Origin of the sequence: Amycolatopsis sp. cg5 (assembly GCF_041346955.1) — a bacterium.
Lineage (GTDB): Bacteria > Actinomycetota > Actinomycetes > Mycobacteriales > Pseudonocardiaceae > Amycolatopsis.
In genome coordinates this window covers 4,307,382-4,332,479 of sequence record NZ_CP166849.1, presented here as the reverse complement: position 1 = coordinate 4,332,479, position 25,098 = coordinate 4,307,382, and the positions used below count along the sequence as shown (strand labels likewise).

Sequence of the window (25,098 nt, the reverse complement as noted above, 5' to 3'; positions counted from 1 at the left end):
GTGATCGGCGCACCGCAGGCTGTTGCGTCATGCGAACTGGGGTGTTCCTGCGCTGGGTGGCGCATCCGTCGACCGTGGTGGCCACCGCGGTGCTCCTGCTCAACGATCACGTGTTCAAGCAGGCGTGGCCGGGACTGGTCACGGGCAAGCTCAGCGACTTCGCCGGGATGATGGTCGCGCCACCCGTCCTCGGGCTGCTGGTCGGCTTCTTCCTGGCGAACCGGATCGCCGCCGCGACCGCCGTGCTGCTGACCGGCGCCGGATTCGCGGTGGTCAAGCTGACCGCCGCGGGCGCTGAAGCCGCGTCGGCGGCGTGGTCGGTGGTCAACGGGCCGTCGGTCATCCTCGCCGATCCGAGCGACCTCCTCGCGCTGCCCGCGCTGGGCCTCGCCTGGTGGGCCTGGCGACGAGCGGCGGCAGCCCCGCCAGTGCCGGACGACCTCGTCTCCCGGGCGCGCGTGATCATCGCGGTGCCGTTCACGATTCTGGCGATCACCGCGACTTCGGCGCCCGCCACCACACTTCCGTCGGTCGACGTCGTGAAAAGCCAAGACGCGCAGGTGATCATCGAGGCACACGGCCAGACCTACAGCTCGCGGACGGGCCTCGACGGCTGGACCCTTCTGCCGAAAGAGCCAACCCCGTATCCCCCGGAACCCGGGGTGCGTCATCCGCCCGCCGAGGCCTGCGTGCCCGACGACGACGCGCACTGCTACCGCGTGCACGGCGGCGGCGACCAAGACGTCCACTCGATGACACCACGTGGCGGCCGTCTGCTCGGCGTCGACGAAACGGCCGACGGCGGCAAGACCTGGCGCACCGCATGGGAGGTGCCCGCCGCCCGGTGGCAGTTCGTCCTGCGCCAGCATCCGTTCCCTGGCGGGGTCGATCGCGTGTGGAGCGTGGCCAGCGTGTCGATCATGGTCCGCACCGTCCCGGGTGGACACGAGGTGTTCGTGGCCAACGGCGTCGAAGGCATGGCGATCCGCGGCACCGACGGCAGTTGGCAGCGCGTTCCGGTCGTGATCCCCGAGACCTATCTGAACATCCGGCCGGTGCCGCTCACCGGATTCGGCCGGGCGATCGGACTCGAGGTCTCCAACGCGGGTCTGATCGCCATGCTCGCGCTGCTGATCGGAATGTCGGTGGCGGCGGCCCGAGCCCGCGCCCAGCTCGGCCGCGGGTTCGCGCGGGTGGTGATGCCGCTCGTCCTGGTCGGCCTGGCGTCGTTGCCGGTACTCGGTGCGGTCGCGTTCTTCGCGTCGACTTGGCGAATGTCGACCGGTCTCTGGCTTGTGGTCGACCTGTGCCTGGTCGGGACCGGCGCCGCTTTCGCGCTGACGCAACAGGTAGTGCGCCGATCACGCGTGGCGGTGGTCATCGCCGCCGCCGTGCTGACGGGTCTGGCGTTCACCGGCCCGGCGCTCGGGTGGACAGTGGGTCACCCGCAGGAACTCGGCTCCACAACCGAACTCGGCCTGATCCTCGCGGCCGCGTGCATGCTGGTGGTCATCGCGGCGGGCTGGTGGGCAGGCCGCGACCACGCCCAGCAACTCGACCCGGCGGTGACAGCGTGACAAAATCACGCGCGATTCCGTCGTCCGCGCCTGAGTGAATGAGATGTCCATCCTCTTGCACGAACAAACGTTCCATGGCTCCCGCAGGCCGAGTTAGCCGACTTTCGGCGCCACTACCTGCGGTTTCCACCTGCTCTGGTAGAACCTCACCCGTCGAGGAACCCAGTTTTCGCTTCACTGTTGCCAGAATTGGAATTTCGTGGCTCCCGAGCCATGCCGATAGCTTCGAATTCATGGATCGGAGCTTTCAAAACGCAGAAGAACTCGCAGCCGCCATGCGTGCGGGCGAAGTGTCCTCAGTGGACTTGACCGAAGAGGCGATCGCCCGCATCGAGCGCGAAGACAAGGCGATCAACGCGATTTGCGTGCCCGACTTCGACCGCGCGCGTGCCGCGGCGCGCGACGCCGATCAGGCGCGCGCCCGTGGCGAGGACCGGCCGCTGCTCGGCGTTCCGGTGACCGTCAAAGAGTCCTACAACATGGCCGGACTGCCCACGACGTGGGGCATCCCGGGGCACCGGGACTACCTGCCCGCCGAGGACGCGGTGCAGGTGTCGCGACTCAAGGCGGCGGGCGCGGTCGTGCTCGGCAAGACCAACATTCCCTTGGGGCTACAGGACATTCAGAGTTTCAACGAGATATACGGCACCACCAACAACCCGTGGAATCACGACCGCACCGCAGGCGGGTCCTCCGGTGGATCGGCGGCGGCACTGGCGTCCGGGTTCGGCGCGCTGTCCATCGGCTCCGACCTCGCCGGCTCGCTGCGCACCCCCGCGCATTTCTGCGGCGTCTACGCGCACAAGCCGACGCTCGGGCTGGTGGCGAACCGCGGCATGGTCGCGCCGACCGAGCCCGCGTTGCCGGTCGACCTCGACCTCGCCGTGGTCGGCCCGATGGCCCGCACCGCCCGCGACCTCACGCTCCTGCTCGACGTCATGGCCGGACCGGACCCGCTCACGGTCGGCCTCGCACACGACCTGACGTTGCCGCCCGCACGTCACGAGCGGCTCGCCGACTTCCGGGTACTGGTGTTCGACGACCATCCGCTCATTCCGACCGGGTCCGCCGTGCGCGCGGGCGTGAACCGGGTCGCCGACGCACTCGTCGACGCCGGCGCCCGCGTCGAACGGCGCAGCGAGCTGCTACCCGATCTGATCGAAGCCGCCACGCTCTACATGGAATTGCTGACTTCGGGCTCGATCGCGCGTTTCCCCATCGACGCCGATGCTCCGCCCACCGCCGGACTGACTCTCGACGCGGCACGACGGCGCGGCATGGAGTTCAGCCACCTCGACTGGCTCGAGGCGAACAATCGCCGCGAACGCCACCGCCACGGCTGGCGGCGGCTCTTCGCCGAGTTCGACGCCGTGGCGTGCCCGATCACGCCGACGCCCGCGTTCCCCCACGACCACACCCCCGATCCGATGCGACGCTCGATCGACATCGACGGCGTCGAGTACCCGTACTTCGACCAGCTCGTCTGGGCCGGGCTGGCCACCATGCCCGGCCTGCCAGCCACCGCCGTGCCGGCGGGCCTGTCCGACGACGGGCTACCCGTGGGAGTGCAGCTGATCGGACCGATGTTCGAAGACCGCACTCCCCTGCGGCTGGCCGAACTGCTCGAGGAAAAGATCGGCGGTTTCACCGCGCCGAACTAAGGCATGGCTCAGCCCAGTGACGCGCTCGCGGCGCGCAGTTCGTCGAGTGCCTTGAGAAGGCAGGCAGCGAACCCGTCTTCGGCAACGCGGTCGCTGTCGGACCATTCGAGGTAACCCCGTTTGAAGGCAAGGACACCGAGTTCGCTGGCGAGGGCGGCGGCCGGGTCGGGCACGCCGCGGGTGACCAGGGCGGTGGTCATCGCGGCCGCCAGGCTGACCTGCTTGAGCGCGTCGCGCTCCTGAAGTTCGGTGCTGGCGGCCACGGCGGCCTTCAGGCGCGGGGCGATCTCCCGGCTCGCCGGGCCCATCGCGGTGGAGGCACGCACGAGTCCGGCGGCGACCGCCCCCAGCGGGCTGGCGTCGGCAGGCGCCTCGGCGATGCCTTCGGCCAGCAGCGTGCAGAGCGTCTCCTGTCCCGCGACCAGCAGCTCTCGCTTGTCCGGGAAGTGCCGGAAGAAGGTGCTTTTGGTGACCCCGGCGCGCGCGGCGATCTGCGCGACCGTCGTGGCGTCGTAACCCTGCTCGGTGAACAGGTCGACGGCCGCCATGACGAGGCGTTCACGTGCTCCCGGTTCCCATCGGCCCATGGCTCCCATTCTATGCGACGGGACTTTTGTCCCATCACTCTGCTACCGTGACGGGACAAGAGTCCCATCACTTGGCGGGAGAAATCCATGCGCGTGTTCATCACCGGCGGCACCGGCCTGATCGGCTCCGCCGTCGTCGCCGAACTCCTCGGCACCGGCCACACCGTCCTCGCACTCGCCCGCTCCGACGCCTCGGCACTGGCCGCCGAAGCGGCTGGAGCCGAGCCGATCCGCGGAGGTTTGGCCGACCTGGACATCCTGCGCACGGGCGCCGCCGGGGCTGACGGCGTGATCCACCTGGCGTTCGCCAACGACTTCAGCAGTCCCGAAGCCCTGGCGAACGCGGTCGCCGAGGAAAGTGCCGCACTCGCCACGCTCGGCGACGCACTCGTCGGCAGCGACCGTCCCTTCGTCACCTGTTCGGGCACCCCCGCCGCGCCAGGCCGTGCCTCCACCGAGGCCGACGCGATTCCGGCTGAGGGGCCACTCGGCGGCCGGGGCCGCGCGGTCATGGGAGTGCTGGACCTCGCTTCGCGCGGCGTCCGCAGCTCAGCGGTCCGCCTGCCGCGGACCGTCCACAACGAGGGCGAGGGCGGGTTCGCCGGCGTGCTGACCGCGATCGCGCGTCGAAGCGGCGTGTCCGGCTACCCAGGCGACGGCACGCAGCGCTGGCCTGCCGTCCACGCTCTCGACGCGGCGACCCTGTTCCGGCTCGCGCTGGAACACGCCGAAGCCGGAACCGCCTGGCACGCCGTGGCCGACGAGGGCGACCAGGTACGCGACATCGCCGAAGTCATCGGCAAGCGGCTGGGCCTGCCCGTCGAATCCATCGCCCCGGAGACCTACGGCACGCTCGGTCCCATCTTTGCGACTGACCAGCCCTCGTCGAGCGCCCACACCCGGCAGGTGCTCGGCTGGGAACCCAAACACCTGAGCCTGCTCGCCGATCTGGAGAACGTTAAGCCCTGACAGTCAGTCGAAGGATCGTTCGGCGGCGACCTCGTAGATGATCCCCAAGCCGTACTCGTCGTCCCAGTCCTCGCCGATCTCGACGAAACCGTACTTCGATGCCAGCTGGTACGAAGCCACGTTGTCGGGGCTGATGGTGACCCGAACGGTCCGCACGTGAGGCTCGTCGGCGGCTCGGCGCAGCAAGGCTTCCAGCGCCGCCCTGGCGTAGCCGCGGCGCCGGTGTGCCGGTTCGACGGCGTAGCCGATCTCCACCATCCCCGCTGGATCGGGAGGCCCGTGGTAGCCGGCCCGGCCCACGGCCAGCTGCCGGAGTTCGTCCCAGATGATCCCGGTGACCCATGCCGCGCTGGCCGGGTCGGCTTCCACTTGGCTGCCGCGCATCCGCCACACTCCGCGCCAGTCCGGACCGGCGAAGTAAGCGGACACGGGCACCGGACTGATCGCGTTCGCCGCCGCCAGATCGCCACGCGCGAGCGCGTCGAATACCGGGCCGGTCAGGTGCACGATCCGTACTTCCGGCTTTTGGTGATCGGCCATGACGCAACCCTTCCACACGGATCGGGCGCTACTCCGGAGGGCCGGATGCTGGAGTTCGTCCGGCTGGAAACCTCGGAAAACGCCCCACAGCGCGGAGTTCGCGGGCTAGGTTGAGTTTCATGCGCTTCGGACTCTTCGTCCCGCAGGGCTGGCGGCTGGACTTGACCGGCATCGAACCTGCGGACCACTGGAAAACCATGCTCGGCATCGCGAAACACGCGGAGGCCGGGCCCTTCGAATCGATCTGGGTGTACGACCATTTCCACACCGTGCCGGAACCGACCGAGGAGGCCACCCACGAGGCGTGGTCCCTGATCTCGGCCTTCGCCGCGGCCACCGACACCATCCGGCTCGGGCAGATGTGCACCTGCATGGGCTACCGCAACCCGGCGTACCTGGCGAAGGTCGCCGCGACCGCCGACATCATCTCCGGCGGGCGGGTCGAGATGGGAATCGGCGCCGGCTGGTACGAACACGAGTGGCGGGCTTACGGCTACGGCTTCCCGAGCGCAGGCGAGCGGCTCGCCCAGCTCGACGAAGGCGTCCGGATCATGCGGGACCTGTGGACCACCGGAAAGTCCACTTTGGAGGGTAAGCACTACCGCACCGACGGCGCGATCCTGCGCCCGCTGCCCTTGCAGGACGGCGGGATTCCCCTGTGGATCGCCGGCGGCGGTGAGAAGAAGACCCTGCGGATCGCCGCGCGGTTCGCGAAGTACACCAACTTCGCCGCCGACGAGGAGACATTCACGCGGAAGTCGGAGATCCTGGCCGGGCACTGCAAGGACGTCGGCACGGACTTCGGCGCGATCGTGCGCTCGGCCAACCACAACGGCATCATCGCCGAGACCGAGAAAGAGGTCCAGGACAAGCTGGCCTGGCTCAAAGACCACTACGCGAGGCACGCATCCCCGGAGGCGTCCGAGCGCGCGTACTCGATCTTCACCGCCGGAGTCGGCGTCGGCACACCCGAGCAGGTCGCCGAGCGACTGTCCAAACTGGAAAAGATCGGCATGACCTACGCGATCTTCAACTTCCCCGAAGCCGCGTACGACCGCTCCAGCATCGACCTCTTCGCAAAGCATGTCGCCCCGGCGATCAACACGTAGGCGCTGACGAGCGGACGGGTCGCCCTGCTAAATCATTGGTGAACCGGCTTGCTCAGCTGTTTTACTGGTGTGCCACCGCGTTGACGAAGGTAGTGACTGTGACGGGTTATGGCGCGCTTGCCGAGGTGTACGAATGGCTCATCTCCGATGCGAAGCTGGCTCCGGCCGAGTTCGCCGCGTCGTTCGATGACGTCCTCGGTCTCCTGCCACCGAACGCTCACGTCCTCGATTGTTCGTGCGGAACCGGACAGTTGGCGGTCGGCCTCGCCGGTCGTGGCATCCAGATTGCCGCAACCGACGCCAGCGAAGCGATGGTTCGCCGGACCGCGGAGTTGTCCGAGGAGTTCGGGGCAGCTGTCCGGACACTGCGGGCAGACTGGAACGAGTTGCCCGACCATTTCGATGACGACACCTTCGACATGGTGTTCTGCGTAGGCAACTCGCTGCACCATGCCGAAGGTGCGCGCGGCAGAGTTGCCGCTCTGGAGTCGATGTCGCGGCTTCTACGCCGTGGCGGGCGCTTGGTACTGACCTCCCGCACATGGGAACTCGTGCGGGCCAGGGGTTCCCGAATGGACATCAGTGACCGACTCGTCCGCCGGAACGGTCGCGATGCCGTCGTGGTCTACCGCTGGGACATTGCGTCGAACTGGGAGGACGAGCACCACATCGAGATCGCGATCGCGCAGGTGGATACGGCTGGGCCGGTTCTTGTCCGCTCGGAACTGCTGTCGTGCTGGCCCTACCGACACGACGAACTCGAAGCCGAGTTGCACCGGGTCGGACTTCGAACGGAAATGAGCACCTTCAACCCTGAGGCCGAGAACTACATGGTGGTGGCGAGCAAGGCATAGTTCAGGACCCGGCGGGTGTGGCAGCGAGCAGCTCCGCGTCGTGGAGGGTCAGCGGTTCCCATTGTGCGGCGCCGGCGCGCCCGTGCCGCGGATCGACGCCGATGAACACCCGACCGCTGACCCGCACCCGCACGTGTCGGGCGCGCCAGTCGGCCACGGCTCGCTGGCGGATTCGGCCGGCGCACCGCCAGCGTTGCTCGTTGAAGTGCACCAGTGTCGAGTGTCCGTGAATCTGGCCGAACGGCACGATACCGGGATAAGCCATCCACGGTTCGTGGAGCGCGGCGCCCGACTCGGCCCACAATGGACCGGCCTCCTCGTCACGGGCGTGGTCACCGGTCCGCCAGATCAGCTCCGGCCGCTCGTTGAGCAGCTCCGCCGCCAGCGCGGCCGAGCCGGGCGCACCCAACGCCTGCCAACTGGCCAGCGTCAGACCGGCGTGCGTGACCAGCAACTCGTCGCCGTCAACCCTGCGTACGGCCGCGGCCACCCGCACGCGGCCATCGGCCCACCATTCCCGAAGCCGATCCACGCCCGCGCCCGCGAGTGGGTCGGGCCAGAACTCGGAGCCGCCTGGCAGGTGCTGCGCTTCGTGATTGCCCACCAGCTGAATCCACTGACGAGGCTGGTTCGCCAGCAGCTCCCCCACGATGTCCAGCACACCCATGCTGTCCGGACCGCGATCAACCAGATCCCCGACCTGGATCACGGTCAGGTCGGGAGGCAGCCGCCCGCCGTCAGCGCCAAGCTGCTCCAGCGCCCACCGTAACTGCTGCGCGTGGCCGCCCACGTCTCCGATGATGGCCAGCCTGCTCACTGCGCCCCCAACAGTCGTCCCGTCTTTTCGACTATAACGAGCGACCGGCGTTCATGCTGCCGCTACGGGCAATCCGCATCCAGTACCAATACCGTCATGTCCAGAAGTCGTTGGTAGTACTCGCGACCGTAGGCGTCCAGCTCGGGGATAACCCGAACGAGTCGCTGTTCGCATTCGGCGAGGACGTTCCATCTCCAGTCATCCAGAAGACCTTGTCGCTCCAGCCAGACGGAGACACAACCGGCTGGGCCCGCGTCAAGCATCACCATGTCGAAGCCCGCCACGTCCGCACCTCGCCACCGGCCCGGGAACGGTGCCTTGAGGTGGGCGTCGAAAAGCGTCGTGACTGCTGCCAGCCGATCTGTGAGATCCAACGGCTTCCCCCTCGTAGGCCAACGAGCTCGCTCAGTCCGGCAACGAGCGGCCAAGTACTTGCTTGGTCCTCCTGCCAAGGGCTTCGAGCTCGGTAGAACTGCCGCCTACCTCGATGCTGAGCTCGACGGCGGCCAGCAGGTACTCAAGGGCGATCACATCCTCGTCGAACGGGGCGTCATCCTCGAACCGATCGAGCAGAACCTCGAAGTCAGCCAGCATCGCCTCAACGTGCCCGGCGGCCCGGCCAGGGTCGCCGTTGCGCTGCATGCAGCGGGCCGACTCGATCATCACTCGCCCAACGAAGGCGTGACATTGGCCCAGCAACCGCGTGACGATGCGTCCTACCAGTCCCAGGCCTTGCTCCTCGAGCTCCGGGTCGGGCTGAGCGGCGAACTTCGCGGTGACCTGACGGGCAGCAGCGGCGAGCGCGACACCGTCGACCCACTCCTGGGAACCTTCCGGGGCACAAGGCAGCGACCCCAATCGGTCAATGCACGCTTCGGCGGCGACCGATAGCGACGTCGCTGCTTCGAGTAGAAGGAAGAAGCGCGTCCGATCCGGCTCCTCCGACGCGACCGCCAATCGCGCCACCTCAAGCGCCACGGCGACGTCTTCGGTGCCTTGGGTGGGCTCGCCACGCCTCGCTCGCTCCAGGAGAGCCTCCGCGGTCGCCCGCTCCTCGAGCGACGGCTCGAGCGCGTCTTCCTCGACGGGTAGTCCGAGCGTGAGCCGGTATGACGTCCACGCCAACGGGTCCTTGACGGGATCCGGCTCGTTCGCGTCGTTGCCGGACGCCGCACGAACGACTCCGCCCCCGACGCGGTCCATCGCAAGCCGCGCATCGTCGAACGACAGCGCGAACCGCTCGGTCAAGACGGCGAGGACATCGCGACGGCTTGTCCCCTCCTCGTCCGCCGCTCGCAGATACAAGACAAGTGCGCGTGCCGATGTTCCACGAGCAAGGCGCACAGTCAGGTCGTCCGTCCACTGCATGATCCAAAGGATGCCACCTCGAAGGACAACCGAGCCACATCTCGGTGCTCAGGGCCTCTACTCGAATGTCCTCATAGCGGCATAGAGCGGACGTTCATGGTTGGCGACGGAAAGCAGGGTGGCGATCACGTCGGGGCCGACGACGGTGCGCCGTGTGCGATGCGGTGGAGTACGTCGTCGAGCCGCCGGAGTCGAAGACATCCACAACGGGCGGCGGAGCTGCGACGGTCAGTCCGCCAACTCGGTTCGCGCGGCCCGCCACTGCTCCCAGCACTGCTCCGCGTCGAGGTCGGGGTATCCGCGCTGTTCCGCCGTCGCTTTGGCCACCGACCTCGGCAAGCGGATGCAGGTTGCCCCGTCACGGATGTCGAGGACCTCTTCCTCAGTCAAAGGACTGCCCTTCGATCGCTCCGCGGCCAGTAGCACCGCGACCAAAGGCGGTGAGAAGTCGATGACGAGGTCGTCCTCCCCGGCCCTGTCCCTGTCCATGTCCGGATGCTAGACCTCCGCTACGAGCCAGCGCCAGGACACCGTCCGTCCTCACCTCGGCATGAGCGCGCATCCCTGGTAGCGGTCCACAGGCTCGATTCGCGGCGTGAGCGGGTACGAGTGTTGCGGGCGGTCCAGCCCGCTCGCTCATCACGCTTGTTTTGGGTAACTGACCGACCCACAGAGCCGACCGGCAATGTGGATGCGACAAATCCTGCGGACTTGTACCGTGTTCCTCCGGACCTAAGACATTTCAGGGGGAGCTGCCGTGCCCGGCATGTCGGTGACTTGGCATCTCAACGGGACCGGCTGGGCTGACGTGGTCGTCGCCGATCATGAGACCGACGTGGAGGTTACCGCCTCCTATATCACCGCGGCGCCCGAGGATTTGTTGACCGCTGTGGCGAGGTTGATCTGCGGCGAGGGTGAGACACGGGCGCAGTTCGAGGCGGAGCCCACCGCATTCCGGTGGATTTTCTACCGTGAGGCAAGTGACGTATGGATCCGGCTGATCGAGCTGCCCGATGGTCGTCTGCAAGACAACGCCGGTTCCGAAATCTGGTCGAGCTGGCAAACGGTCGACACTCTCGCACGCGCGGTGATCCGTTGCTTCGACGAGGTGGCACGGAAGTACGGAGAGAGCGGCTACCGCGGTCGGTGGAACGAACATTTCCCTCGGTCCGAACTCGAAGCACTCCGAGCCGCCTGGCGCACCAGACCCCAGGTGAAGCCCGATGGCAGCGGAAACACACGCTCATCGGTATGAGCGTGCACTCGTACGTTCAGTCAGCGGCTTGAGCGAGAATGCACACGGGGGCACAACGACGGGGCCGCCGCGACAAGAGGAGCCGTCCATGTCTGTTCGCTTGAGCGCAGTCATCAAGACGCCGAACGGTCACCTGCTCGTCCTCCGGCAAGACTTGCCCGATGGCACCCATCGACATCTGCTGCCTGGCCGCAGGGTCGACGGCACCGACCAGCCGTTCGAGGACGCATTGCGGCGTGCCCTCCGCGAGCAGGCGAACCTCACCACGACCATTGGCGCGCTCGTCGATATCGACAAGACCGGCGTCGACGATGAATACGTGTTCGTCGCGCACACCGACGGGGACAACTCGGTTTCGGAGTACTTCATTGATCGGCTCCCTCCAGCTCCAAACGGGTATTCCTGGAACTGCATCGAGCCCACCCCAACCGCCATCCACAACGCCAACTTCACCCCCAAGAGGATCGGAAACCTCCTCGCAGGCCATCTGCGACATGGCCAGCAGCCGTGGGCGCTGACCGACATCCGATCACGACCGCCCACGACTCGCCGCCACCACAAGGCACCCTGAACCGTGACCGTCCCGCATCCGACGGCACAGGTGGGCCCGACAGCGCTGAAACCACGCCCGCTTCGCGGCATGAGAGTGCGTTGCCTGGCAGCGGTTCGGTTTGGTTGTGTTCGTTGCGGTCAGATAGGCGGTCCACCCTGACTTCCTAGCGAAATGTAGTTGACCGGGCCCAGACACTGGTGCAATGACTGACGAATGGACTCTCGCACTTCCCGACGGGCACTGTGACGACGAGAGTGACTGGTGGATGAATACGCAGCGTGACTACCTGACGACGCAGCTGGCCCACGGCGACATGCGGTTCGACGCGAACTTCTACGGTCCGACTCGAATCACGCAGTACGCCGACATGACATCCAGCCTCTACGAGCCGAATATGATCATCGTGCCCGAGGTCACGAGGGAAGCCGTCCATCAGGGACTGGCGCGAATGGCGCGCCGCCTCGACTGGCTGCTCGACCTTGCCCCGACGCCGAAGTCAACGTGGAAGTTGGACGGCTGGGGTGAGGACGCCGCGCTGGTCTACGGCGACCGACGGTTCCCTGTCGCCCTCTACGACCGAGAACAGCTCGCCGAAGCGGTCGGCTGGGACGACCCCGAAGATCGGCACTACGAAGGCACCACAGCCAGACCCGTCGACTTCTACGCACCCAATCTTTTCGTGCTGTCGGAACTCACCCGCGAAGCTGCGGAAAACGTCATCGCAGAGTACAGCACCGAACTCAATTGGTTGGTCGGTTTATGAGGTAGCAGCGCGAACGCAGGAACACGTCGCCGAACAGGACGTAGGTGGGCAACTCTCGCGCAGCGATGGCGCAGTCTCGGGCGCCCGTTCGCTACCTGGTGGACGCCGTCGCCTCCGCGCCGGAAGACCCCGCGGCTTATGCCGGGCTTGCCAAGTTGTTACGCGACAGACCTTCGCAGCTGGCCGAAATCCCGCAAGAAGCCAATTCTCTGCGTGAGATGCTGACGCTGTTACACGTCAGATTTCTCAAGGGCGACACGGACGACGCGGCGATGGCACCACTCGCAAGACTTCGCCGAGGTCTGCTCATCGGCATGAGCGGATGTCAACGCGCGGCGTCGCTGAGGGGCGCTGACGGTCGAAAGAAAGCCTGCTGGCGACATGATCGGCGTCCGCGAGCCCCGCTGCGGTGACTTCGTCGCGGCAACGTCACCGCTGAGCTGCTCCGCGTAGTCCTGCGCGACGGCTGCCGTGGCAAGGGCGAAGGTTCGTCTGTACTGTTCAACGCCCAGATCGTCGGCTTTGAAGCGGGTGCGGTTGCCATGAGTTTTGCGGCGTTCGACAGCTTTGTGCGCACGGCTGACCCATGGTGGGGTGACGATGTCGGGTTTCTGGACGCGTACGAGTCCGTTGAGGATCTGATCGTGTGCGGGCTCAAGCGATCTTTGGACAACGCGGAGTGGTCGTTGTTCGAGACCTACCTGTTTCTGGCCAGCCAGAGACGTTCCTGCAGGTATGTTCCGGTGCTCGCGGAGGCCCTGGATCGCCGGGACGAGAACGCCAGGCCCGGAGACGTCCTGTCGCTTTTGCTCGGCCTCATGGCTGCGAGTTCGGTGCCTGCGTTGGAGCGGGCGTTGCAGTGGCGGCCGGAATGGGATGAGTACCACGAAGTCGCGTTCAAGACGCTCGACGTGCTGCTGAACATCGACAACGACGAAGCCTGGCGTGTCATCGAGTCGGTGCGCGTCGACGATCGTGACCGTGTCCGCGACATCGCAACAGCTCAGTTGGCGCGGCGTGCCGCAGGTCCATGAAGCTCAGCAGGCAGCACTCAAGGGCTCGCCTGACGGACAAGCCCGAATGGTCCTGTCGGCCTGCTCAAGCCACCGAAGTCACGATCAAGGACCTCAACAACCAGGTTGATCCGCTCGGACTTCGACAGGGCGCGACCGACTTGAAGCGACACCGTACGGGTCGTTGAGAGAAGGCCGGTAGTGGTGACGAACGCGCGGTCATCGGCATGACAGCGCTCGACTCGCGGCATGCTGTTCTGGCAACTGGTGCCGCGAGTCGTGCAGCCTCGTCAGCCTCGGCTAACGCGGACGCCGCCGCTGCCGCTTCAGACGCGGCAGCCGAGCACGAGGCGGCTTCCCAAGGACGCGCTCTCGAAGATTCTGGGAGCATGGAAGAGTGGAGTGGCGAACAAGAAGAAGGAAGGCTTCCGCTGGTTCGACCCGAACCCGAATGCCGAGGGAATTCGTATCGACAAGGGCAACTCCATGGGGTTGCCAAGCCAGTGAGTCGACCACGTCGTGGTTCGCTCAGGCGGTAGGATCATAGGTCGCGACGGTAGGCCGCTTCCGGGTAACGGCAAACTCAAGGACTACCCGGAACTGGGGCATATCCCGTTGTCGGAGTGGCTCACTTGGTCGAAATGGAATGCGCTATGACAGACGTCACCTACCCAGCAATGCGCGCCAACATCGTGGAAGCCCTGCGTGCGATGGCGGACCCCGAGCATCAAAATCGGGTGTGGCTACGCGAGGAATACGCACGCGACGGCAGCTACGATGACTTTACGCTCCATATCAACTCTTTCGACGATCTTCAAATGCGTGATTTTCCGGAGCGTACCGTTGGTGACATCCTCCGAAACAAGGAAGAACTACAGGCGATTCGAGCCGTGAACGACGCGTTGGCGACCCTTTTTGATCGATTAGGCTACCAGCTGTCTGATGAAGAGTACGTCAACTCTCCTGAGTGGCCGCAGGTTGTAAAGACCGCGTCCGCTGCGCTACGCGTTTTCGATGACGTAGAGGACATCTTGTAGGAGAGTGTCAGTACGAATTTCGTGCTCCTTGTGCTGAAAAAAGGGAGTTCCCTGACGCGGGATAGGCGCAGGCCTGAGAGATCGGTGCTCTGCCAGCGCAGCTTGCCGCTGGAACATCACGGAATGCAGGCGCTACGGGCGATCAAGGGCGACGCGAGCAGCCCACACGCCAAAGGACCGAAGGTCATCGCGCACGTCTGCAACGACCTCGGGGGCTGGGGCAATCGCCGACTGCCTGGCAGTCGTCGCCGACCACGCAGTACGACTCGGGGCCAGTGTGCACATGCCTCGCATCGGCTGCGGCCTCGCGGACGGACGCTAGGAACGCGTCGAACCCATCATCACCGATACGTTGCTGACCAAAGGCATCCCCACCACGGTCTACGACTTCGGCTGACCCAACGCTATTCGGCCGGAGCCGAAATCCCCGTCGGCTGAGATTCCGTCGGCGGGTGCTGACTGAGCCACACGCTGTGGTGAGTCGCGGTGCCTACCAGCCGTCCGGCGGCCTGGTGAGCTGGCTCTGGCTCGACGCCAGGCCGCCGGACGTCACTGTGCGGAACCGCTGGTTACGAGTGTCCGATCAGTACGGATGGGGCGCGTAGATCGTTTGGACGGTAGTGGTCGAGTAGGTGATGTTGTTGTAGGTGGCTTGCTGCTCGCACGTCACGGTCACCGCCGCACCGGGCGGGACGCTGCCGGTGTTGTAGGTAACGGTGGTTTTGGTGGCTTTGTCCTCGTGGTCGGATCCGGAGCCGCCGTAGCTGTCGTGGCAGGAAACGCGGGTGTTGCGGGCGTCGAGGCCGTCACCGTTGTTGCGTTCGAACCGGATGTAGCTCTGCATGCGGGCGGATTTGACCGGGCTGCCGCCGGAGTAGGAGTCCCAGCGCAGCACGGTGGTGTAGCCGTGGACGCGGTAGCCCGTGCCGCAGTCGGGGGTGTAGGACGTCGTCGAGCCGTTGTAGACGGGTGTCCCCTGGTTGGCGCAGGTCGTCGGAGCAGGCGTGGTGGGGGGAGGCACGCCTGGATCGCCCGGGTCGCCGGGGTCGCCGGGGTCGCCGCCGCAACCCTCTTCGGGACACAGTTGCGGTTCCACAGTGGATGCTTGAGCCGCGGGAAGACTCACCGCTGTTTGCAGGCCGGCGCAGATCATCACCGCTGCGACAACTGCGGCTAGTCGCGTATTTGATGTTTTCACGGTCATGCATTCGCCGGGGATCATGAACGCGTTACACGCTCGTTTACGACGTTTGGCCGGGCTTAAGGTGCCGCGCGGCGGAATACTCCGAATGGGCGCGGGCAAAATTGTGCACATAATCCCGTCTTGAAATTTTCGTGTCCGTATGTTCTTGTTTCCTCGCTCATCGTTAACCGACCACCGGTACCCCCGCCTGACACAACCCGAACATTGCTCTTACGTCGGGATAACGGAAGTCCGGGATGGTGGGCGAATGACACGTTCCCCTCGGATCCTGACGCCGATCGTCGTCGTGCTGGTCGCGCTGCTGGCCTGGGTCACCGGTACCCAGGCCATGCCGACGGTGCCCAGCGCCACCGCGCGGCCCAACGTCGTCTTCGTGCTGACCGACGACCTGTCCTGGAACCTGATCGCCCACATGCCGCAGGTGCAGCGGCTCCAAGCGGACGGGGTGACGTTCAACGACTACACCGTCACCGACTCGCTCTGCTGCCCCTCGCGCTCGTCGATCTTCACCGGACGCTTCCCGCACGACACCGGGGTCTTCACCAACGGTGGCGCCGACGGTGGGTTCGGCTACTTCCACGGCCACGGCGAGGAAAAGCAGACCTTCGCCACCGCTTTGCAGTCCAGTGGCTACCGGACCGCGATGATGGGCAAGTACCTCAACGGGTACCTGCCCGCGGACACCCAGGGTGGCACGCGGCCCTATGTCCCGCCGGGCTGGTCGGAATGGGACGTCGGCGGCAATGGCTACCAGGAGTTCAACTACGACCTCAACGAGAACCACAAGGTCGTGCACTACGGTAATCGCCCGCAGGACTACATGGTCGACGTGCTGGCAGGCAAAGGCGCGAACTTCATCGCCGACTCCGCCGCCGCGCACCAGCCGTTCATGCTGGAGATCGCCACCTTCGCCCCGCACGGGCCGTACACCCCGGCGCCGCGCGACGCGGACTCGTTCCCCGGGCTCACCGCTCCGCGCGGCCCGGCGTTCGACACCTTGCCTTCCGACGCGCCGTCGTGGCTCGCCGGTCGTACCCCGCTGAGCGACGCCGAGAAGACGGCCATCGACACCGGGTTCCGCAAGCGGGTGCAGGCCGTGCAGTCCGTCGACCGCTTGCTCGCCACCCTGCGTGCCGCCGTGGCCAAGGCGGGCGTGGCCGGTGACACCTACGTCGTGTTCAGCTCCGACAACGGCTATCACATGGGCCAGTATCGGCTCAATCCCGGGAAGATGACCGCCTTCGACACCGACATCCGGGTCCCGCTCGTGGTCGCCGGGCCTGGGGTGGCACCCGGTTCCACCAACACGTCGCAGGTCCAGAACATCGACCTGGCGCCGACCTTCCAGTCGCTCGCCGGCGCCGCCGTACCGTCCGATGTGGATGGACGAAGCCTGACTCCCTTGCTGCGCGGCGGTTCCGGTGCCGGGTGGCGCACCACGTCCTTGGTCGAGCACCATGGGCCGGACGCGCTCCCCGACGATCCCGATCTCCCCGCGCCCAACAGTGGTAACCCGCCCACTTACAGCGCGATCCGCACCGGTGTCTACACCTACGTCGAGTACTCCGACGGCACACGCGAGTACTACGACCGCACCACCGACCCGCATCAGCTGCACAATCTCGCAGGCACCTTGAGCCCGGCCAGGCTGGCCGAACTGCATTCCGCGGTCACCGGCCTGACCACCTGTCACACCGGAGCCACCTGCTGGACGGCGGGGCACTCCGGCTGAGTCGCATAAACGATTCATATAAATCTGCTATGTTTCAGAGGTGAGTCGCCGACACGACGCTTCGGACGCCATTGGGGCGGCCCTCTACGGCCTGGCCACCAGGGCCGTGAGACGCCTTCCCCGCGACATGAGCCTAACCTCGGCCGCCACCTTGGCCACCCTGGCCAAAACCGGTCCGCGACGGATCACCGATCTGGCGGCGGCCGAGGGCGTCACCCAGCCCGCGATGACCGTCCTGGTCCGGGTGATGGAGGAAGCCGGGCTTGTCGAACGGAAGGGCGATCCGTCCGACAAGCGGGTCACGTTGGTGTGCCTGACCAAGGCGGGCGCGTCGTACGTCCGGACGCGCCGCCAGGCGGGCGTCGACGCGTACGGGCGGTTGATCGACAAGCTCACCGCTGACGAGGCCGATGCCTTGGCGGCGGCTCTTCCGGCGCTGCTTCGGCTGGCGGAGCTGGAAAGCGAAGCCGGACCGGTGACCGGCCCATGAGCGCTGCCCCGATCCGGTCCGAGGCCCGTCTGCTGGTCCCCTCCCTGCTGTTCATCGCACTGGTCGTGGCGGCGGTCGCGAGTCTCGGGACGCCGCTCATCACCAGCGTGGCGACCACGTTCCACGTCTCACTCGACAGCGCGCAGTGGACGCTGACCATCGCGCTGCTCAGCGGAGCCGTCGCCACCCCCGTACTCGGCAGGCTCGGGGCCGGTCCGCACCGGCGGGCCACTATTCTCGCCACGCTGGCGATCGTCGTCGCCGGCAGCGCGCTCACCGTGCTGCCGCTGCCGTTCGCCTGGCTGCTCGCGGGCAGAGCGGCCCAAGGCGTCGGACTCGGTCTCACGGCGCTGATGATGGGCGTGGCCCGCGACCACCTTCCCGAGGAGCGCGGCGCGGCCGCGATCGCCCTGATCTCGGTGGTCTCCATCATCGGGGCCGGCGTCGGTTACCCGCTGGCGGCGCTGCTCGCCGAGTTCGGCGGGCTGCGGGCTGCCTACGGACTCGGCCTGCTCGTCACCGGCATCGCCTTCGTGACCGCGTGGCGCTCCATGCCCGCGGCTCCCGAAGGCCGCTCCGCTCACGTGAACGTGGCCGGCGCGCTCGTGCTGACGGGTGGACTGCTCCTCGTCCTTTTGCTGGCAGGCGAAAGGAATCTGTGGAGCAGGCACCTCGGCGTGGCGGTGACCCTCGCCGTCGCCGCCACGCTCCTGCTCTGTGCCTGGGCCGTTTCCGAACTGCGCACCAAGACACCACTGGTCGACATCCGGGCGGTGCGGCACCCGGCGGTCGCCGGGGCGAACATCGCCATGTTCGTCGGCGGGAGCGGCATGTACCTCCTGCTCACGCTCATCACCCGCTACGCGCAAACGCCGCACAGCGCCGGCTACGGCTTCGGCTTGACCACCTTCGTGGCGGGGCTGGTCCTCATCCCGTTCTCCGTGCTGGGCTTCGTCGCGGGCAAGCTCACGCCGCGGGTCAGGACGTGGATCGACAGCCCGCTGATCCTGGCAGGCAGCGCCGCCATCGTGGGCGGCGGGTTCATCCTGTTCGCCGCCGCCCGGTCCACTGTGGCCGAACTGCTCGTGGCCATGGGCGTGCTGGGTTTCGGCGTCGGCAGCTTCTCGGCCGCCATGCCCGGCGTCATCCTCGCCGTCACGCCCAAGAGCGAGACGTCGAGCGCCATGAGCTTCAACTACGTCGTCCGCAGCGTCGGGTACTCCCTGGGTAGCGCCATCGGCGGCCTGATCCTCGCCGCTAACACCGGCCGCCTCTTCCCCGATGACAGCGCCTACACCACCGCGGCGCTGGTCGGCGTCGGCGCCATGGCGATCACGACGCTGACCAGCCTCGCGCTCGCCCGCCGTCGCTCGTCCGAGACCAACCCGTGAATCAATGCACACTGGAGGTTCCATGCCCAAGGGCTACTGGGTCAGCGTCTACCCCGCCATCACAGACCCTGAGGAGTTCGATCGCTACAACCGGCTGGCCGGACAGGCCGTCAAAGCCGCGGGCGGACGGACATTCGCCCGCGGCGGCGGCCGGGTCGTCGCACACGAAGCCGGGATCGCCGAACGCGTCGTCCTGATCGAGTTCGACACCTTCGCCCAGGCGGTCGCCGCATACGAGAGCGCGGCCTACCGAAAAGCGCTGGCCGAACTTCCCGACGGCTTCGAGCGCGACTTCCGCATCGTCGAAGGCCTCGACTGACGATCGAGGTCAGTGGCTCTTCGCGCTCCACGGTCCGCACGGGTCCGGGCCGAGCTGGTCCTTGCAGATCCTGAATTCCATCCCGCTCGGCGTGCCGATCGGCGGATGCGGGAGTCCGACACAGCTCGCACCCTTGAAGACCTTCTTGGCCGAGCCGGTGTAATTGTCCGTCATCCGGCCACAATCGGTGTCGACGCTGCCATCGACCACGACCTTCCCGGAAACGTAGGCCTTTACGCCATGACGGGACGAGAAGATCAGCAAGGCGTTGCCCGATTCGCGATTGTAGAAGTTGACCTGGCCGGTCCCCTCGCCGTAGTCACCGCCGATGGAGACGATGTTGGCGCTCTCGAGATCGAGCGTGGTGGCGGCGGCAGTGGACGACAAGGCCACCGGCATACTGACGACGGTCGCCATCGTGAACAGAGTGGCGAAGCGCTTTTTCGACATCGACGGTCCCCCGTTTCGGTTGCGGTTGTGCAGTACGCAGGCTCGCACCACGCGCGCCCAGATTCCGCCCAGACGCGCTCAGGGAACCAAGACGTGCAGCGCGACGTCGACGTTGCCGTGGATCGCCCGCGAGTACGGGCAGCGTCCATGTGCGTCAGCGGCCAGCGACTCGGCGTCCTCTTCGGACAGACCGGGGAGCGAGACGGTCAGCTCGACGTCGAGAAGGAATCCGGCGTCGTCCTGGGCGAGGCTCACCCGGGCGACGACCGTGTCGCCGGACAGCTTGATCTTGCGTTCCCTGGCGACCAGGCGCAACGCGCTGTGGAAGCAGGCCGCGTAGCCGGCGCCGAACAGCTGCTCGGGGTTGGTCGCCGCACCCGAGCCGCCCGCTTCTTTGGGGAGCGCGAGCGCGGTGTCCAGCAGGCCGTCGGACGAGCGGACCTTGCCGTTGCGGCCGTCACCGCTGGAGGTCACTTCGGTGGTGTACAGGGTCTTCATGGTCACTGTCCTTTATGGACGGAGTGGGCGAACCAGTCGAGGGTGGTGGCGAGCGCTTCGCGCATCGGGGTGGCGGAAACGCCGAAAGTGCTGGTGTAGCGGGAGTCGTCCATGACGAACGGCTCGGTGTGCCAGTAGAAGAACTCGCGGTACTCGGCCATGAACGCCTCGTCGTACGGGCCGAACGGCTCCGCTTCGCGCTGCACCATGATCTGGGTCGGCTCGCCGGTCAGGTCGCCGATGATGCCGTGGATCTGCCGGGTGGTGTACGGCCCCGCGACGGGCAGGTGCCACAGCTTGCCCAGCGCGCGCTCGTCGGAACCGAGCACCGCGAGCCCCGCGGCCAGGTCTGGCACGTAGGTGTAGCTCTTGGGCAGGTCGATGTCGCCCAGCCCGAGCCGTGCCTCACCGACCAGCGCGGCCGGGAACACCGTCGCCCCCAGCGACGACAGCAGCACGCGCGGGCCGAAGAAGTCCGCGGCCATCCCGAGCGAGACGCGGATGTCGCCACGTTCGCGCGCGGCGAGATACCGCTCGGTGATCGCGGCGCGCGTCTTGCCCTTGGGGCCCGGCGCGGCGAGCGGCGTCTGCTCGGTCATCGGCACCCCGCCGGTCGGGCCGTACTGGTTGAGCGTCTCGACGGTGACCAGCTTCGCGCCGCTGCGGCCGACGACGTCGAGCAGCGCGTCCTGGATCACCGGCAGCATCTGCGGCTGCAGCTGATACGGAACGTGCGTGCAGTTGTAGACCACGTCGGCGCCCGCGACGACCTCGGCGAGCTTGTCCCGGTCGGTCACGTCGGCGGCGACCCGCACCGAACCGGCGATCTGCTCACCGCCACCCGAGCGGTTCACCGTGCGCACCCGATGCCCCGTGGCGACGAGCTGCTCGGCGAGGGTCAGCCCGACCGGTCCGGTACCGAGCACGACATGCAGTTCCTGATCCATGACTCTTCCTCCTATAATTGAGTGGTTGACCACTCACACTTTGGGTCAAAGAAGAGGGCCGCACGACGCGGCCGTCCTCACAACGAAAACTCAGTAGTGACGCAACCCCGCCGAGAGCGTGTTCGCCCACGGCGCGTCGACCTCGATGGCGCCGATCGCCACCACCAGATGACACAACGCTCCCCTGGCCATGAAGTACTGGATCGCGTCCGCGTCCGCACCGGACACACTGCGGACATACTCGACGGTCCTGGCATAGCTCCGCTGCACCACCTCGCGCACCGCGGGCTCGGAAGCCGCGGCCGCCTGGGCGTGCACCTGAACCAGCAACAAGTCCTGGTCGGCGATCAGCCGGGCGTACTCGTCACCCATCGCCATCAGCACCTCGTGCGGCTCACTGCCGCGCGCCTTCGCCGCTCCCCTGGCGAAACTGTCCCGCACCAGGTCGAAACAATGCTCGACGACCGCGACGAACAACGCCTCCTTGTTGGGAAACAAGCGATAGACGTAGGCCTGCGAGATACCCGCCCGCTTCGCCACCTCGGTGGTGTTGGTGCCGTAGTAGCCACGCGCCGCGAAGCTGCTGACCGCGGTGCTCAGCACCACTTCCCTGCGCTCCTCCGCGGTGCTGAGCACCCGCCCCGTCGTCGCCATATGAGTAATAAACCACTCACACTTTTCCGTGTCAACCCCCGTGCCGCGGCTAGAGCAGCCTTGCCAGTGCGTCGGCCGAGGAACTGCCGGGCTCCGCCTGGTAGACGATGATCACCTGGTCCTCGGCTCCGGCGACCGTGAGGGTCTGGCGGCGCAGGGTGAGACGGCCCGCGTCGGGGTGGTCGAACCGTTTGATCTCGTCACGGGACGGGCGTACGTCGTGCCGGGCCCACAGCGCGCGGAATTCCTCGTTGGCCTGCAAGTCCTCCACGAGGGCGGCAGTCCGGGGATCACGCGGATCGGCCGCCGCCCGCAGGGCCGCGACCGTCTGCGCGGCGATGTCCGGCCAGTCCGGGAACAACCGGCGGGTGGCGGGGTCGCAGAACACGTCGCGGACCAGATTGCGACCGGGGTGGTACATGGGCGCGAGCACCATGGCCGCCTTGTTGGCCATCAGCACGTCGAACCAGCGGTCGCGGACGTACGCCGGAGTACTCCCCCACGAGTCGAGCAGGTGCTGCACCTCGGCGCGGGCCTCGCTGGGCTCGTGCGGCTGGGACGGCGGGGCAGCCAGTGAGCGCAGGTGGGCGGCGGAGTCCGGATCGAGGCGCAGCGCCGTCGCCAACGCGTCCACGACCTGTGTGGACGGATTCCCGTCGACGCCCTGTTCCAGCCTTGTCAGGTACTGCACGGAAACCCCGGCCAGTCGAGCGAGTTCGTCGCGGCGCAAGCCTGGCACTCGGCGCCTGCCGTGGGCCTCGATCCCCACCTCGCCCGGCCGCACACGGGCTCGGCGTGCTTGGAGGAACTCTCCGAAAACGTTGTCGCGTCTCATCTCCTGCCAAGGGTATCCCTGCCAGGGTGCTGGCTGCCGACTCCGCGCCGCGGCATCGTCAAGGCCATGAAGACATGGTTCATCACCGGGGCGTCACGCGGCTTCGGGCACACGTGGGCAGCGGCGGCACTCCAGCGCGGCGACCGGGTCGCCGCGACGGCGCGCCGGCCCGAGACGCTCCAAGAACTGGCCGAGACCTACGGCGACCGCTTCCTCCCGATCACACTCGACGTGACCAATCGCGCCGAGGTCTTCGCCGCGGTCGACCGCGCCGCGGCAGCCTTCGACGGCCTGGACGTGGTCGTCAACAACGCGGGCTATGGCCTGTTCGGCATGATCGAGGAGACAACCGAGGAGCAGGCCCGAGCCCAGATCGAGACCAACCTGTTCGGCCCGCTTTGGGTGACCCAAGCCGCGCTGCCGATCATGCGGGCGCGGGGCGGCGGACACCTCGTCCAGGTCTCCAGCATCGGCGGCATCGCCGCCTTCCCGACGCTGGGCCTTTACAACGCATCCAAATGGGCTCTTGAGGGAATGAGCGAGGCATTGGCTCAAGAGGTCGGACCGCTCGGCATCAAGGTCACGATCCTTGAGCCAGGGCCGTACGGCACAGACTGGGCCGGGGCGTCGGCGGCACACACCGACCCGATCGCGGCCTACGAGCCGATCCGGCAGGCCCGCCGGGCCGGCGCCACCGCCCGCGCACCGCGCGACCCGTCGGTCACCGCGGACGTTCTCCTCGGTCTGGTCGATCTGCCGGAACCGCCGCTGCGGCTGTTTCTCGACGGCTACCCGTATCCGGTCGCCGAGCGGGTCTATCAGCAGCGGCTCGCGACCTGGCAGGAATGGCGCGAACTGGCCGAGAAGGCATGACCGTTGTCGGCCTCTTCCCCCGCCCACCTCGACCGAACGAGAACGATCCCCACTACAGGCCCGACGCGCCGCCCGCTTGGGCGCGGGTCGTCGACGTGAGATGAAGGCCTAAAGAGAGTCGGCTTGTGCGTTCGCGTGGTCGATCTCGGCCATGTGTTCCTCGGCCCAGGCCCGAAGTGCCGCCAGCGGCGTTTCCAATGACAGGCCCAAGCCGGTGAGGCGATAGTGCACCCGCGGCGGCACGGTCGCCTCCACCCGGCGGGCGACCAGCCCGTCGCGGACGAGGCTTTGCAGAGTCACCGACAGCATTTTCTGGGACACGCCAGGCATCTGACGGCGCAGCTCGGCGAACCGCACCTCGTCCGGAGCCGCCGCGGCGAGCACCTTGACCGCCATCGAAGTCCATTTCGTGCCGATGCGGTCCAGCAGTTGACGTGTCGGGCACACGGGATCGAACAGATCACCGCGTCCGGTGCCCGTCTTGCGTGCTGACCGAGTGGTCACCTGCACCTCACCACCTGTCGACAACGTGCCTTCTTGGCAGCCCATCAAGGGTCACCTACCGTTTGCTGGTAACCAATGGTAACCAGAGGAGGCAACGTGCCCACAGCTCAGGCCGAGCTGCATCGGATCGCGACCAACGGCATCCACGCCAACGTCGCCGTGGCGGGCGCCGGGCCAGCGGTCGTCCTGCTGCACGGTTTCCCGCACACCTGGCAGGTCTGGACCGAGATCATCGGCCCGCTGTCCGAGCACCACCGGGTCATCGCGCCCGACCTGCGTGGCTTCGGCGCCAGCACCCGCGCACCGCACGGATACGACGCGGGCACCCTGGCCGCCGACGTCGACGGAATCCTCGACGCTCTCGCCGAACGCGGCGCGGCCGTGGTCGCGATCGACGCAGGCGTCCAGGTCGCGGCTCTGCTCGCCCTGCGACGGCCCGACCGGATACGACGGCTGGTCCTCATGGAAGCGATGCTGGGCTCACTTCCCGGCGCCGAGGACTTCCTCGCGGCCGGCCCGCCATGGTGGTTCGGCTTCCACGCCGTCCCCGGTCTCGCCGAGATGGTCCTGACCGGCCACGAGGCGCAGTACATCGACTGGTTCCTCACCACCGGCACCCGCGGCCGGGGCGTGCCGCCGGACATCCACGCCGCGTTCGTCAACGCCTACACCGGAACCGATGCCCTCCGCTGCGCCTTCGCCTACTACCGGGCGCTGCCCACGACCGCCCGCCAGATCAACGCCGCTGTGGCAACCGGCAGGCTCACGATGCCCACGCTGGCGATCGGCGCCCACCCGGTCGGCGCGGCGCTGGAACGACAGCTACGGCCCATCGCCGACGACCTCACCGCACACGTCATCCCGGACTGCGGTCACATCATTCCCTTGGACCGTCCCGAAGAACTGCTCCACCTCATGACACCGTTCCTCACTGCGGAGACACGCCGTCGAGCAGCCCCTTCCGCTTGACGTTCTTTTTCTCCGCCGGGATACCGATGCCGCATCGCAGGCAGATCCAGACGTTCTCCTTGTTGAGGAACATGTACTTCTTGCACTTGGGACACCCCATGGCGAAACCTCCGACAGACGAGCGTAACC

At 67.0% G+C, this 25,098-nt stretch carries 31 protein-coding genes; 17 read left to right on the top strand and 14 right to left on the bottom strand.

All coding sequences use genetic code 11. From position 1 onward, the window contains the following. Nucleotides 1-29 precede the first annotated feature (29 nt). A complete protein-coding gene (locus AB5J62_RS19510; RefSeq protein ID WP_370949682.1) occupies nt 30-1,577 on the top strand; it encodes a hypothetical protein in 1,548 nt (515 codons plus the stop codon). Nucleotides 1,578-1,810: 233 nt separating this feature from the next. Beyond that, complete coding sequence (locus AB5J62_RS19505) at nt 1,811-3,238, top strand: amidase (RefSeq protein WP_370949681.1); 1,428 nt, start codon at nt 1,811-1,813, stop codon at nt 3,236-3,238. A gap of 8 nt (nt 3,239-3,246) precedes the next feature. On the opposite strand, the gene AB5J62_RS19500 is transcribed toward AB5J62_RS19505, so the two are convergent. Then, nucleotides 3,247-3,825 (bottom strand): TetR/AcrR family transcriptional regulator, encoded by a 579-nt coding sequence (locus AB5J62_RS19500; RefSeq protein WP_370949680.1) that lies wholly within the window; start codon nt 3,823-3,825, stop codon nt 3,247-3,249. 87 nt (nt 3,826-3,912) lie between these two features. Between AB5J62_RS19500 and AB5J62_RS19495 the strand changes: the two genes are divergently transcribed. Then, entirely contained in the window at nt 3,913-4,794 is an 882-nt protein-coding gene (locus AB5J62_RS19495) for an SDR family oxidoreductase (RefSeq protein ID WP_370949679.1), read from the top strand. A gap of 3 nt (nt 4,795-4,797) precedes the next feature. Here AB5J62_RS19495 and AB5J62_RS19490 read toward each other — a convergent pair whose 3' ends face one another. After that, nucleotides 4,798-5,334: a GNAT family N-acetyltransferase gene (locus AB5J62_RS19490; RefSeq protein WP_370949678.1), complete on the bottom strand. Its 537-nt coding sequence runs from the start codon at nt 5,332-5,334 to the stop codon at nt 4,798-4,800. A gap of 119 nt (nt 5,335-5,453) precedes the next feature. Here AB5J62_RS19490 and AB5J62_RS19485 point away from each other — a divergent pair, with 119 nt between their 5' ends. Together AB5J62_RS19485 and AB5J62_RS19480 are read left to right on the top strand one after the other, a co-directional pair. Continuing rightward, nucleotides 5,454-6,443, top strand: coding sequence for an LLM class F420-dependent oxidoreductase (locus AB5J62_RS19485; RefSeq protein WP_370949676.1), 990 nt, complete (start codon nt 5,454-5,456; stop codon nt 6,441-6,443). 98 nt (nt 6,444-6,541) lie between these two features. After that, nucleotides 6,542-7,297 (top strand): class I SAM-dependent methyltransferase, encoded by a 756-nt coding sequence (locus AB5J62_RS19480; RefSeq protein WP_370949675.1) that lies wholly within the window; start codon nt 6,542-6,544, stop codon nt 7,295-7,297. Between the two features lies 1 nt (nt 7,298). Here the strand turns inward: AB5J62_RS19480 and AB5J62_RS19475 are convergent, their stop codons facing one another. The 4 genes from AB5J62_RS19475 to AB5J62_RS19460 all read right to left on the bottom strand — a co-directional run bounded on the left by AB5J62_RS19475 (nt 7,299) and on the right by AB5J62_RS19460 (nt 9,971). Next, nucleotides 7,299-8,114, bottom strand: a complete 816-nt coding sequence (locus tag AB5J62_RS19475) for a metallophosphoesterase (RefSeq protein WP_370949673.1) — start codon at nt 8,112-8,114, stop codon at nt 7,299-7,301. Nucleotides 8,115-8,176: 62 nt separating this feature from the next. Continuing rightward, nucleotides 8,177-8,488 carry a hypothetical protein gene (locus AB5J62_RS19470; protein WP_370949671.1) on the bottom strand — a complete coding sequence of 104 codons (312 nt, stop codon included), beginning with the start codon at nt 8,486-8,488 and terminating at the stop codon, nt 8,177-8,179. Nucleotides 8,489-8,519: 31 nt separating this feature from the next. Next, nucleotides 8,520-9,482, bottom strand: a complete 963-nt coding sequence (locus AB5J62_RS19465) for a hypothetical protein (protein ID WP_370949669.1) — start codon at nt 9,480-9,482, stop codon at nt 8,520-8,522. 228 nt (nt 9,483-9,710) lie between these two features. Continuing rightward, a complete protein-coding gene (locus AB5J62_RS19460) occupies nt 9,711-9,971 on the bottom strand; it encodes a hypothetical protein (RefSeq protein WP_370949668.1) in 261 nt (86 codons plus the stop codon). A 268-nt stretch (nt 9,972-10,239) separates the two neighbouring features. Here AB5J62_RS19460 and AB5J62_RS19455 point away from each other — a divergent pair, with 268 nt between their 5' ends. The 6 genes from AB5J62_RS19455 to AB5J62_RS19430 all read left to right on the top strand — a co-directional run bounded on the left by AB5J62_RS19455 (nt 10,240) and on the right by AB5J62_RS19430 (nt 14,103). Continuing rightward, nucleotides 10,240-10,737 (top strand): hypothetical protein, encoded by a 498-nt coding sequence (locus tag AB5J62_RS19455; RefSeq protein WP_370949666.1) that lies wholly within the window; start codon nt 10,240-10,242, stop codon nt 10,735-10,737. Between the two features lie 88 nt (nt 10,738-10,825). Continuing rightward, nucleotides 10,826-11,308: an NUDIX hydrolase gene (locus AB5J62_RS19450; RefSeq protein WP_370949665.1), complete on the top strand. Its 483-nt coding sequence runs from the start codon at nt 10,826-10,828 to the stop codon at nt 11,306-11,308. A 184-nt stretch (nt 11,309-11,492) separates the two neighbouring features. Continuing rightward, complete coding sequence (locus AB5J62_RS19445; RefSeq protein ID WP_370949664.1) at nt 11,493-12,053, top strand: hypothetical protein; 561 nt, start codon at nt 11,493-11,495, stop codon at nt 12,051-12,053. Between the two features lie 542 nt (nt 12,054-12,595). Continuing rightward, nucleotides 12,596-13,087, top strand: coding sequence for a hypothetical protein (locus AB5J62_RS19440; RefSeq protein WP_370949663.1), 492 nt, complete (start codon nt 12,596-12,598; stop codon nt 13,085-13,087). A gap of 228 nt (nt 13,088-13,315) precedes the next feature. After that, the gene (locus AB5J62_RS19435) at nt 13,316-13,573 is read left to right on the top strand and encodes a hypothetical protein (RefSeq protein ID WP_370949662.1); all 258 of its coding nucleotides are present in this window, start codon (nt 13,316-13,318) and stop codon (nt 13,571-13,573) included. 146 nt (nt 13,574-13,719) lie between these two features. After that, entirely contained in the window at nt 13,720-14,103 is a 384-nt protein-coding gene (locus AB5J62_RS19430) for a hypothetical protein (protein ID WP_370949661.1), read from the top strand. A gap of 583 nt (nt 14,104-14,686) precedes the next feature. Here AB5J62_RS19430 and AB5J62_RS19425 read toward each other — a convergent pair. Further along, nucleotides 14,687-15,199 carry a hypothetical protein gene (locus AB5J62_RS19425; protein WP_370949659.1) on the bottom strand — a complete coding sequence of 171 codons (513 nt, stop codon included), beginning with the start codon at nt 15,197-15,199 and terminating at the stop codon, nt 14,687-14,689. A gap of 355 nt (nt 15,200-15,554) precedes the next feature. Between AB5J62_RS19425 and AB5J62_RS19420 the strand changes: the two genes are divergently transcribed. From AB5J62_RS19420 to AB5J62_RS19405, 4 genes are read left to right on the top strand one after another with little or no spacing between them, the layout of a single operon-like run. Beyond that, nucleotides 15,555-17,039, top strand: coding sequence for a sulfatase (locus AB5J62_RS19420; protein ID WP_370949658.1), 1,485 nt, complete (start codon nt 15,555-15,557; stop codon nt 17,037-17,039). A 40-nt stretch (nt 17,040-17,079) separates the two neighbouring features. After that, the gene (locus AB5J62_RS19415; protein ID WP_370949656.1) at nt 17,080-17,529 is read left to right on the top strand and encodes a MarR family winged helix-turn-helix transcriptional regulator; all 450 of its coding nucleotides are present in this window, start codon (nt 17,080-17,082) and stop codon (nt 17,527-17,529) included. After that, nucleotides 17,526-18,920, top strand: a complete 1,395-nt coding sequence (locus AB5J62_RS19410) for an MFS transporter (protein ID WP_370949655.1) — start codon at nt 17,526-17,528, stop codon at nt 18,918-18,920. The genes AB5J62_RS19415 and AB5J62_RS19410 overlap by 4 nt, the downstream gene beginning before the upstream one ends. Before the next feature lie 22 nt (nt 18,921-18,942). Then, nucleotides 18,943-19,239 (top strand): DUF1330 domain-containing protein, encoded by a 297-nt coding sequence (locus tag AB5J62_RS19405; protein WP_370949653.1) that lies wholly within the window; start codon nt 18,943-18,945, stop codon nt 19,237-19,239. A gap of 9 nt (nt 19,240-19,248) precedes the next feature. Here AB5J62_RS19405 and AB5J62_RS19400 read toward each other — a convergent pair whose 3' ends face one another. The 5 genes from AB5J62_RS19400 to AB5J62_RS19380 form a co-directional block, all read right to left on the bottom strand. Further along, nucleotides 19,249-19,656 carry a hypothetical protein gene (locus AB5J62_RS19400; RefSeq protein WP_370949652.1) on the bottom strand — a complete coding sequence of 136 codons (408 nt, stop codon included), beginning with the start codon at nt 19,654-19,656 and terminating at the stop codon, nt 19,249-19,251. 111 nt (nt 19,657-19,767) lie between these two features. Continuing rightward, the gene (locus AB5J62_RS19395; protein WP_370949650.1) at nt 19,768-20,187 is read right to left on the bottom strand and encodes an organic hydroperoxide resistance protein; all 420 of its coding nucleotides are present in this window, start codon (nt 20,185-20,187) and stop codon (nt 19,768-19,770) included. Between the two features lie 2 nt (nt 20,188-20,189). Then, nucleotides 20,190-21,134 carry an NAD-dependent epimerase/dehydratase family protein gene (locus tag AB5J62_RS19390; protein ID WP_370949649.1) on the bottom strand — a complete coding sequence of 315 codons (945 nt, stop codon included), beginning with the start codon at nt 21,132-21,134 and terminating at the stop codon, nt 20,190-20,192. A 90-nt stretch (nt 21,135-21,224) separates the two neighbouring features. Then, on the bottom strand, nt 21,225-21,788 hold the full coding sequence (locus AB5J62_RS19385) for a TetR/AcrR family transcriptional regulator (protein WP_370949648.1): 564 nt from the start codon (nt 21,786-21,788) through the stop codon (nt 21,225-21,227). Between the two features lie 49 nt (nt 21,789-21,837). Beyond that, nucleotides 21,838-22,623, bottom strand: coding sequence for a helix-turn-helix domain-containing protein (locus tag AB5J62_RS19380; protein WP_370949647.1), 786 nt, complete (start codon nt 22,621-22,623; stop codon nt 21,838-21,840). A 66-nt stretch (nt 22,624-22,689) separates the two neighbouring features. On the opposite strand from AB5J62_RS19380, the gene AB5J62_RS19375 reads away from it, so the two are divergent. Next, complete coding sequence (locus tag AB5J62_RS19375; protein ID WP_370949646.1) at nt 22,690-23,496, top strand: SDR family NAD(P)-dependent oxidoreductase; 807 nt, start codon at nt 22,690-22,692, stop codon at nt 23,494-23,496. A gap of 108 nt (nt 23,497-23,604) precedes the next feature. On the opposite strand, the gene AB5J62_RS19370 is transcribed toward AB5J62_RS19375, so the two are convergent. Further along, nucleotides 23,605-24,000: a winged helix-turn-helix transcriptional regulator gene (locus AB5J62_RS19370; protein WP_370949645.1), complete on the bottom strand. Its 396-nt coding sequence runs from the start codon at nt 23,998-24,000 to the stop codon at nt 23,605-23,607. Nucleotides 24,001-24,075: 75 nt separating this feature from the next. Between AB5J62_RS19370 and AB5J62_RS19365 the strand changes: the two genes are divergently transcribed. Then, nucleotides 24,076-24,969, top strand: a complete 894-nt coding sequence (locus AB5J62_RS19365) for an alpha/beta fold hydrolase (protein WP_370949643.1) — start codon at nt 24,076-24,078, stop codon at nt 24,967-24,969. Here AB5J62_RS19365 and AB5J62_RS19360 read toward each other — a convergent pair. Continuing rightward, nucleotides 24,929-25,069 (bottom strand): hypothetical protein, encoded by a 141-nt coding sequence (locus AB5J62_RS19360; protein ID WP_370949641.1) that lies wholly within the window; start codon nt 25,067-25,069, stop codon nt 24,929-24,931. The two genes, AB5J62_RS19365 and AB5J62_RS19360, sit on opposite strands and share 41 nt — an antisense overlap. Nucleotides 25,070-25,098 lie beyond the last annotated feature (29 nt).

Coding starts and splice junctions, on each gene's coding strand:
- AB5J62_RS19510 (WP_370949682.1), top strand. CDS start 30: ATGCGAACTGGGGTGTTCCTGCGCTGGGTGGCGCATCCGTCGACCGTG.
- AB5J62_RS19505 (WP_370949681.1), top strand. CDS start 1,811: ATGGATCGGAGCTTTCAAAACGCAGAAGAACTCGCAGCCGCCATGCGT.
- AB5J62_RS19500 (WP_370949680.1), bottom strand. CDS start 3,825: ATGGGCCGATGGGAACCGGGAGCACGTGAACGCCTCGTCATGGCGGCC.
- AB5J62_RS19495 (WP_370949679.1), top strand. CDS start 3,913: ATGCGCGTGTTCATCACCGGCGGCACCGGCCTGATCGGCTCCGCCGTC.
- AB5J62_RS19490 (WP_370949678.1), bottom strand. CDS start 5,334: ATGGCCGATCACCAAAAGCCGGAAGTACGGATCGTGCACCTGACCGGC.
- AB5J62_RS19485 (WP_370949676.1), top strand. CDS start 5,454: ATGCGCTTCGGACTCTTCGTCCCGCAGGGCTGGCGGCTGGACTTGACC.
- AB5J62_RS19465 (WP_370949669.1), bottom strand. CDS start 9,482: ATGCAGTGGACGGACGACCTGACTGTGCGCCTTGCTCGTGGAACATCG.
- AB5J62_RS19460 (WP_370949668.1), bottom strand. CDS start 9,971: ATGGACAGGGACAGGGCCGGGGAGGACGACCTCGTCATCGACTTCTCA.
- AB5J62_RS19450 (WP_370949665.1), top strand. CDS start 10,826: ATGTCTGTTCGCTTGAGCGCAGTCATCAAGACGCCGAACGGTCACCTG.
- AB5J62_RS19445 (WP_370949664.1), top strand. CDS start 11,493: ATGACTGACGAATGGACTCTCGCACTTCCCGACGGGCACTGTGACGAC.
- AB5J62_RS19440 (WP_370949663.1), top strand. CDS start 12,596: ATGAGTTTTGCGGCGTTCGACAGCTTTGTGCGCACGGCTGACCCATGG.
- AB5J62_RS19435 (WP_370949662.1), top strand. CDS start 13,316: ATGCTGTTCTGGCAACTGGTGCCGCGAGTCGTGCAGCCTCGTCAGCCT.
- AB5J62_RS19430 (WP_370949661.1), top strand. CDS start 13,720: ATGACAGACGTCACCTACCCAGCAATGCGCGCCAACATCGTGGAAGCC.
- AB5J62_RS19420 (WP_370949658.1), top strand. CDS start 15,555: ATGACACGTTCCCCTCGGATCCTGACGCCGATCGTCGTCGTGCTGGTC.
- AB5J62_RS19410 (WP_370949655.1), top strand. CDS start 17,526: ATGAGCGCTGCCCCGATCCGGTCCGAGGCCCGTCTGCTGGTCCCCTCC.
- AB5J62_RS19405 (WP_370949653.1), top strand. CDS start 18,943: ATGCCCAAGGGCTACTGGGTCAGCGTCTACCCCGCCATCACAGACCCT.
- AB5J62_RS19400 (WP_370949652.1), bottom strand. CDS start 19,656: ATGGCGACCGTCGTCAGTATGCCGGTGGCCTTGTCGTCCACTGCCGCC.
- AB5J62_RS19395 (WP_370949650.1), bottom strand. CDS start 20,187: ATGAAGACCCTGTACACCACCGAAGTGACCTCCAGCGGTGACGGCCGC.
- AB5J62_RS19390 (WP_370949649.1), bottom strand. CDS start 21,134: ATGGATCAGGAACTGCATGTCGTGCTCGGTACCGGACCGGTCGGGCTG.
- AB5J62_RS19385 (WP_370949648.1), bottom strand. CDS start 21,788: ATGGCGACGACGGGGCGGGTGCTCAGCACCGCGGAGGAGCGCAGGGAA.
- AB5J62_RS19380 (WP_370949647.1), bottom strand. CDS start 22,623: ATGAGACGCGACAACGTTTTCGGAGAGTTCCTCCAAGCACGCCGAGCC.
- AB5J62_RS19375 (WP_370949646.1), top strand. CDS start 22,690: ATGAAGACATGGTTCATCACCGGGGCGTCACGCGGCTTCGGGCACACG.
- AB5J62_RS19365 (WP_370949643.1), top strand. CDS start 24,076: ATGGTAACCAGAGGAGGCAACGTGCCCACAGCTCAGGCCGAGCTGCAT.
- AB5J62_RS19360 (WP_370949641.1), bottom strand. CDS start 25,069: ATGGGGTGTCCCAAGTGCAAGAAGTACATGTTCCTCAACAAGGAGAAC.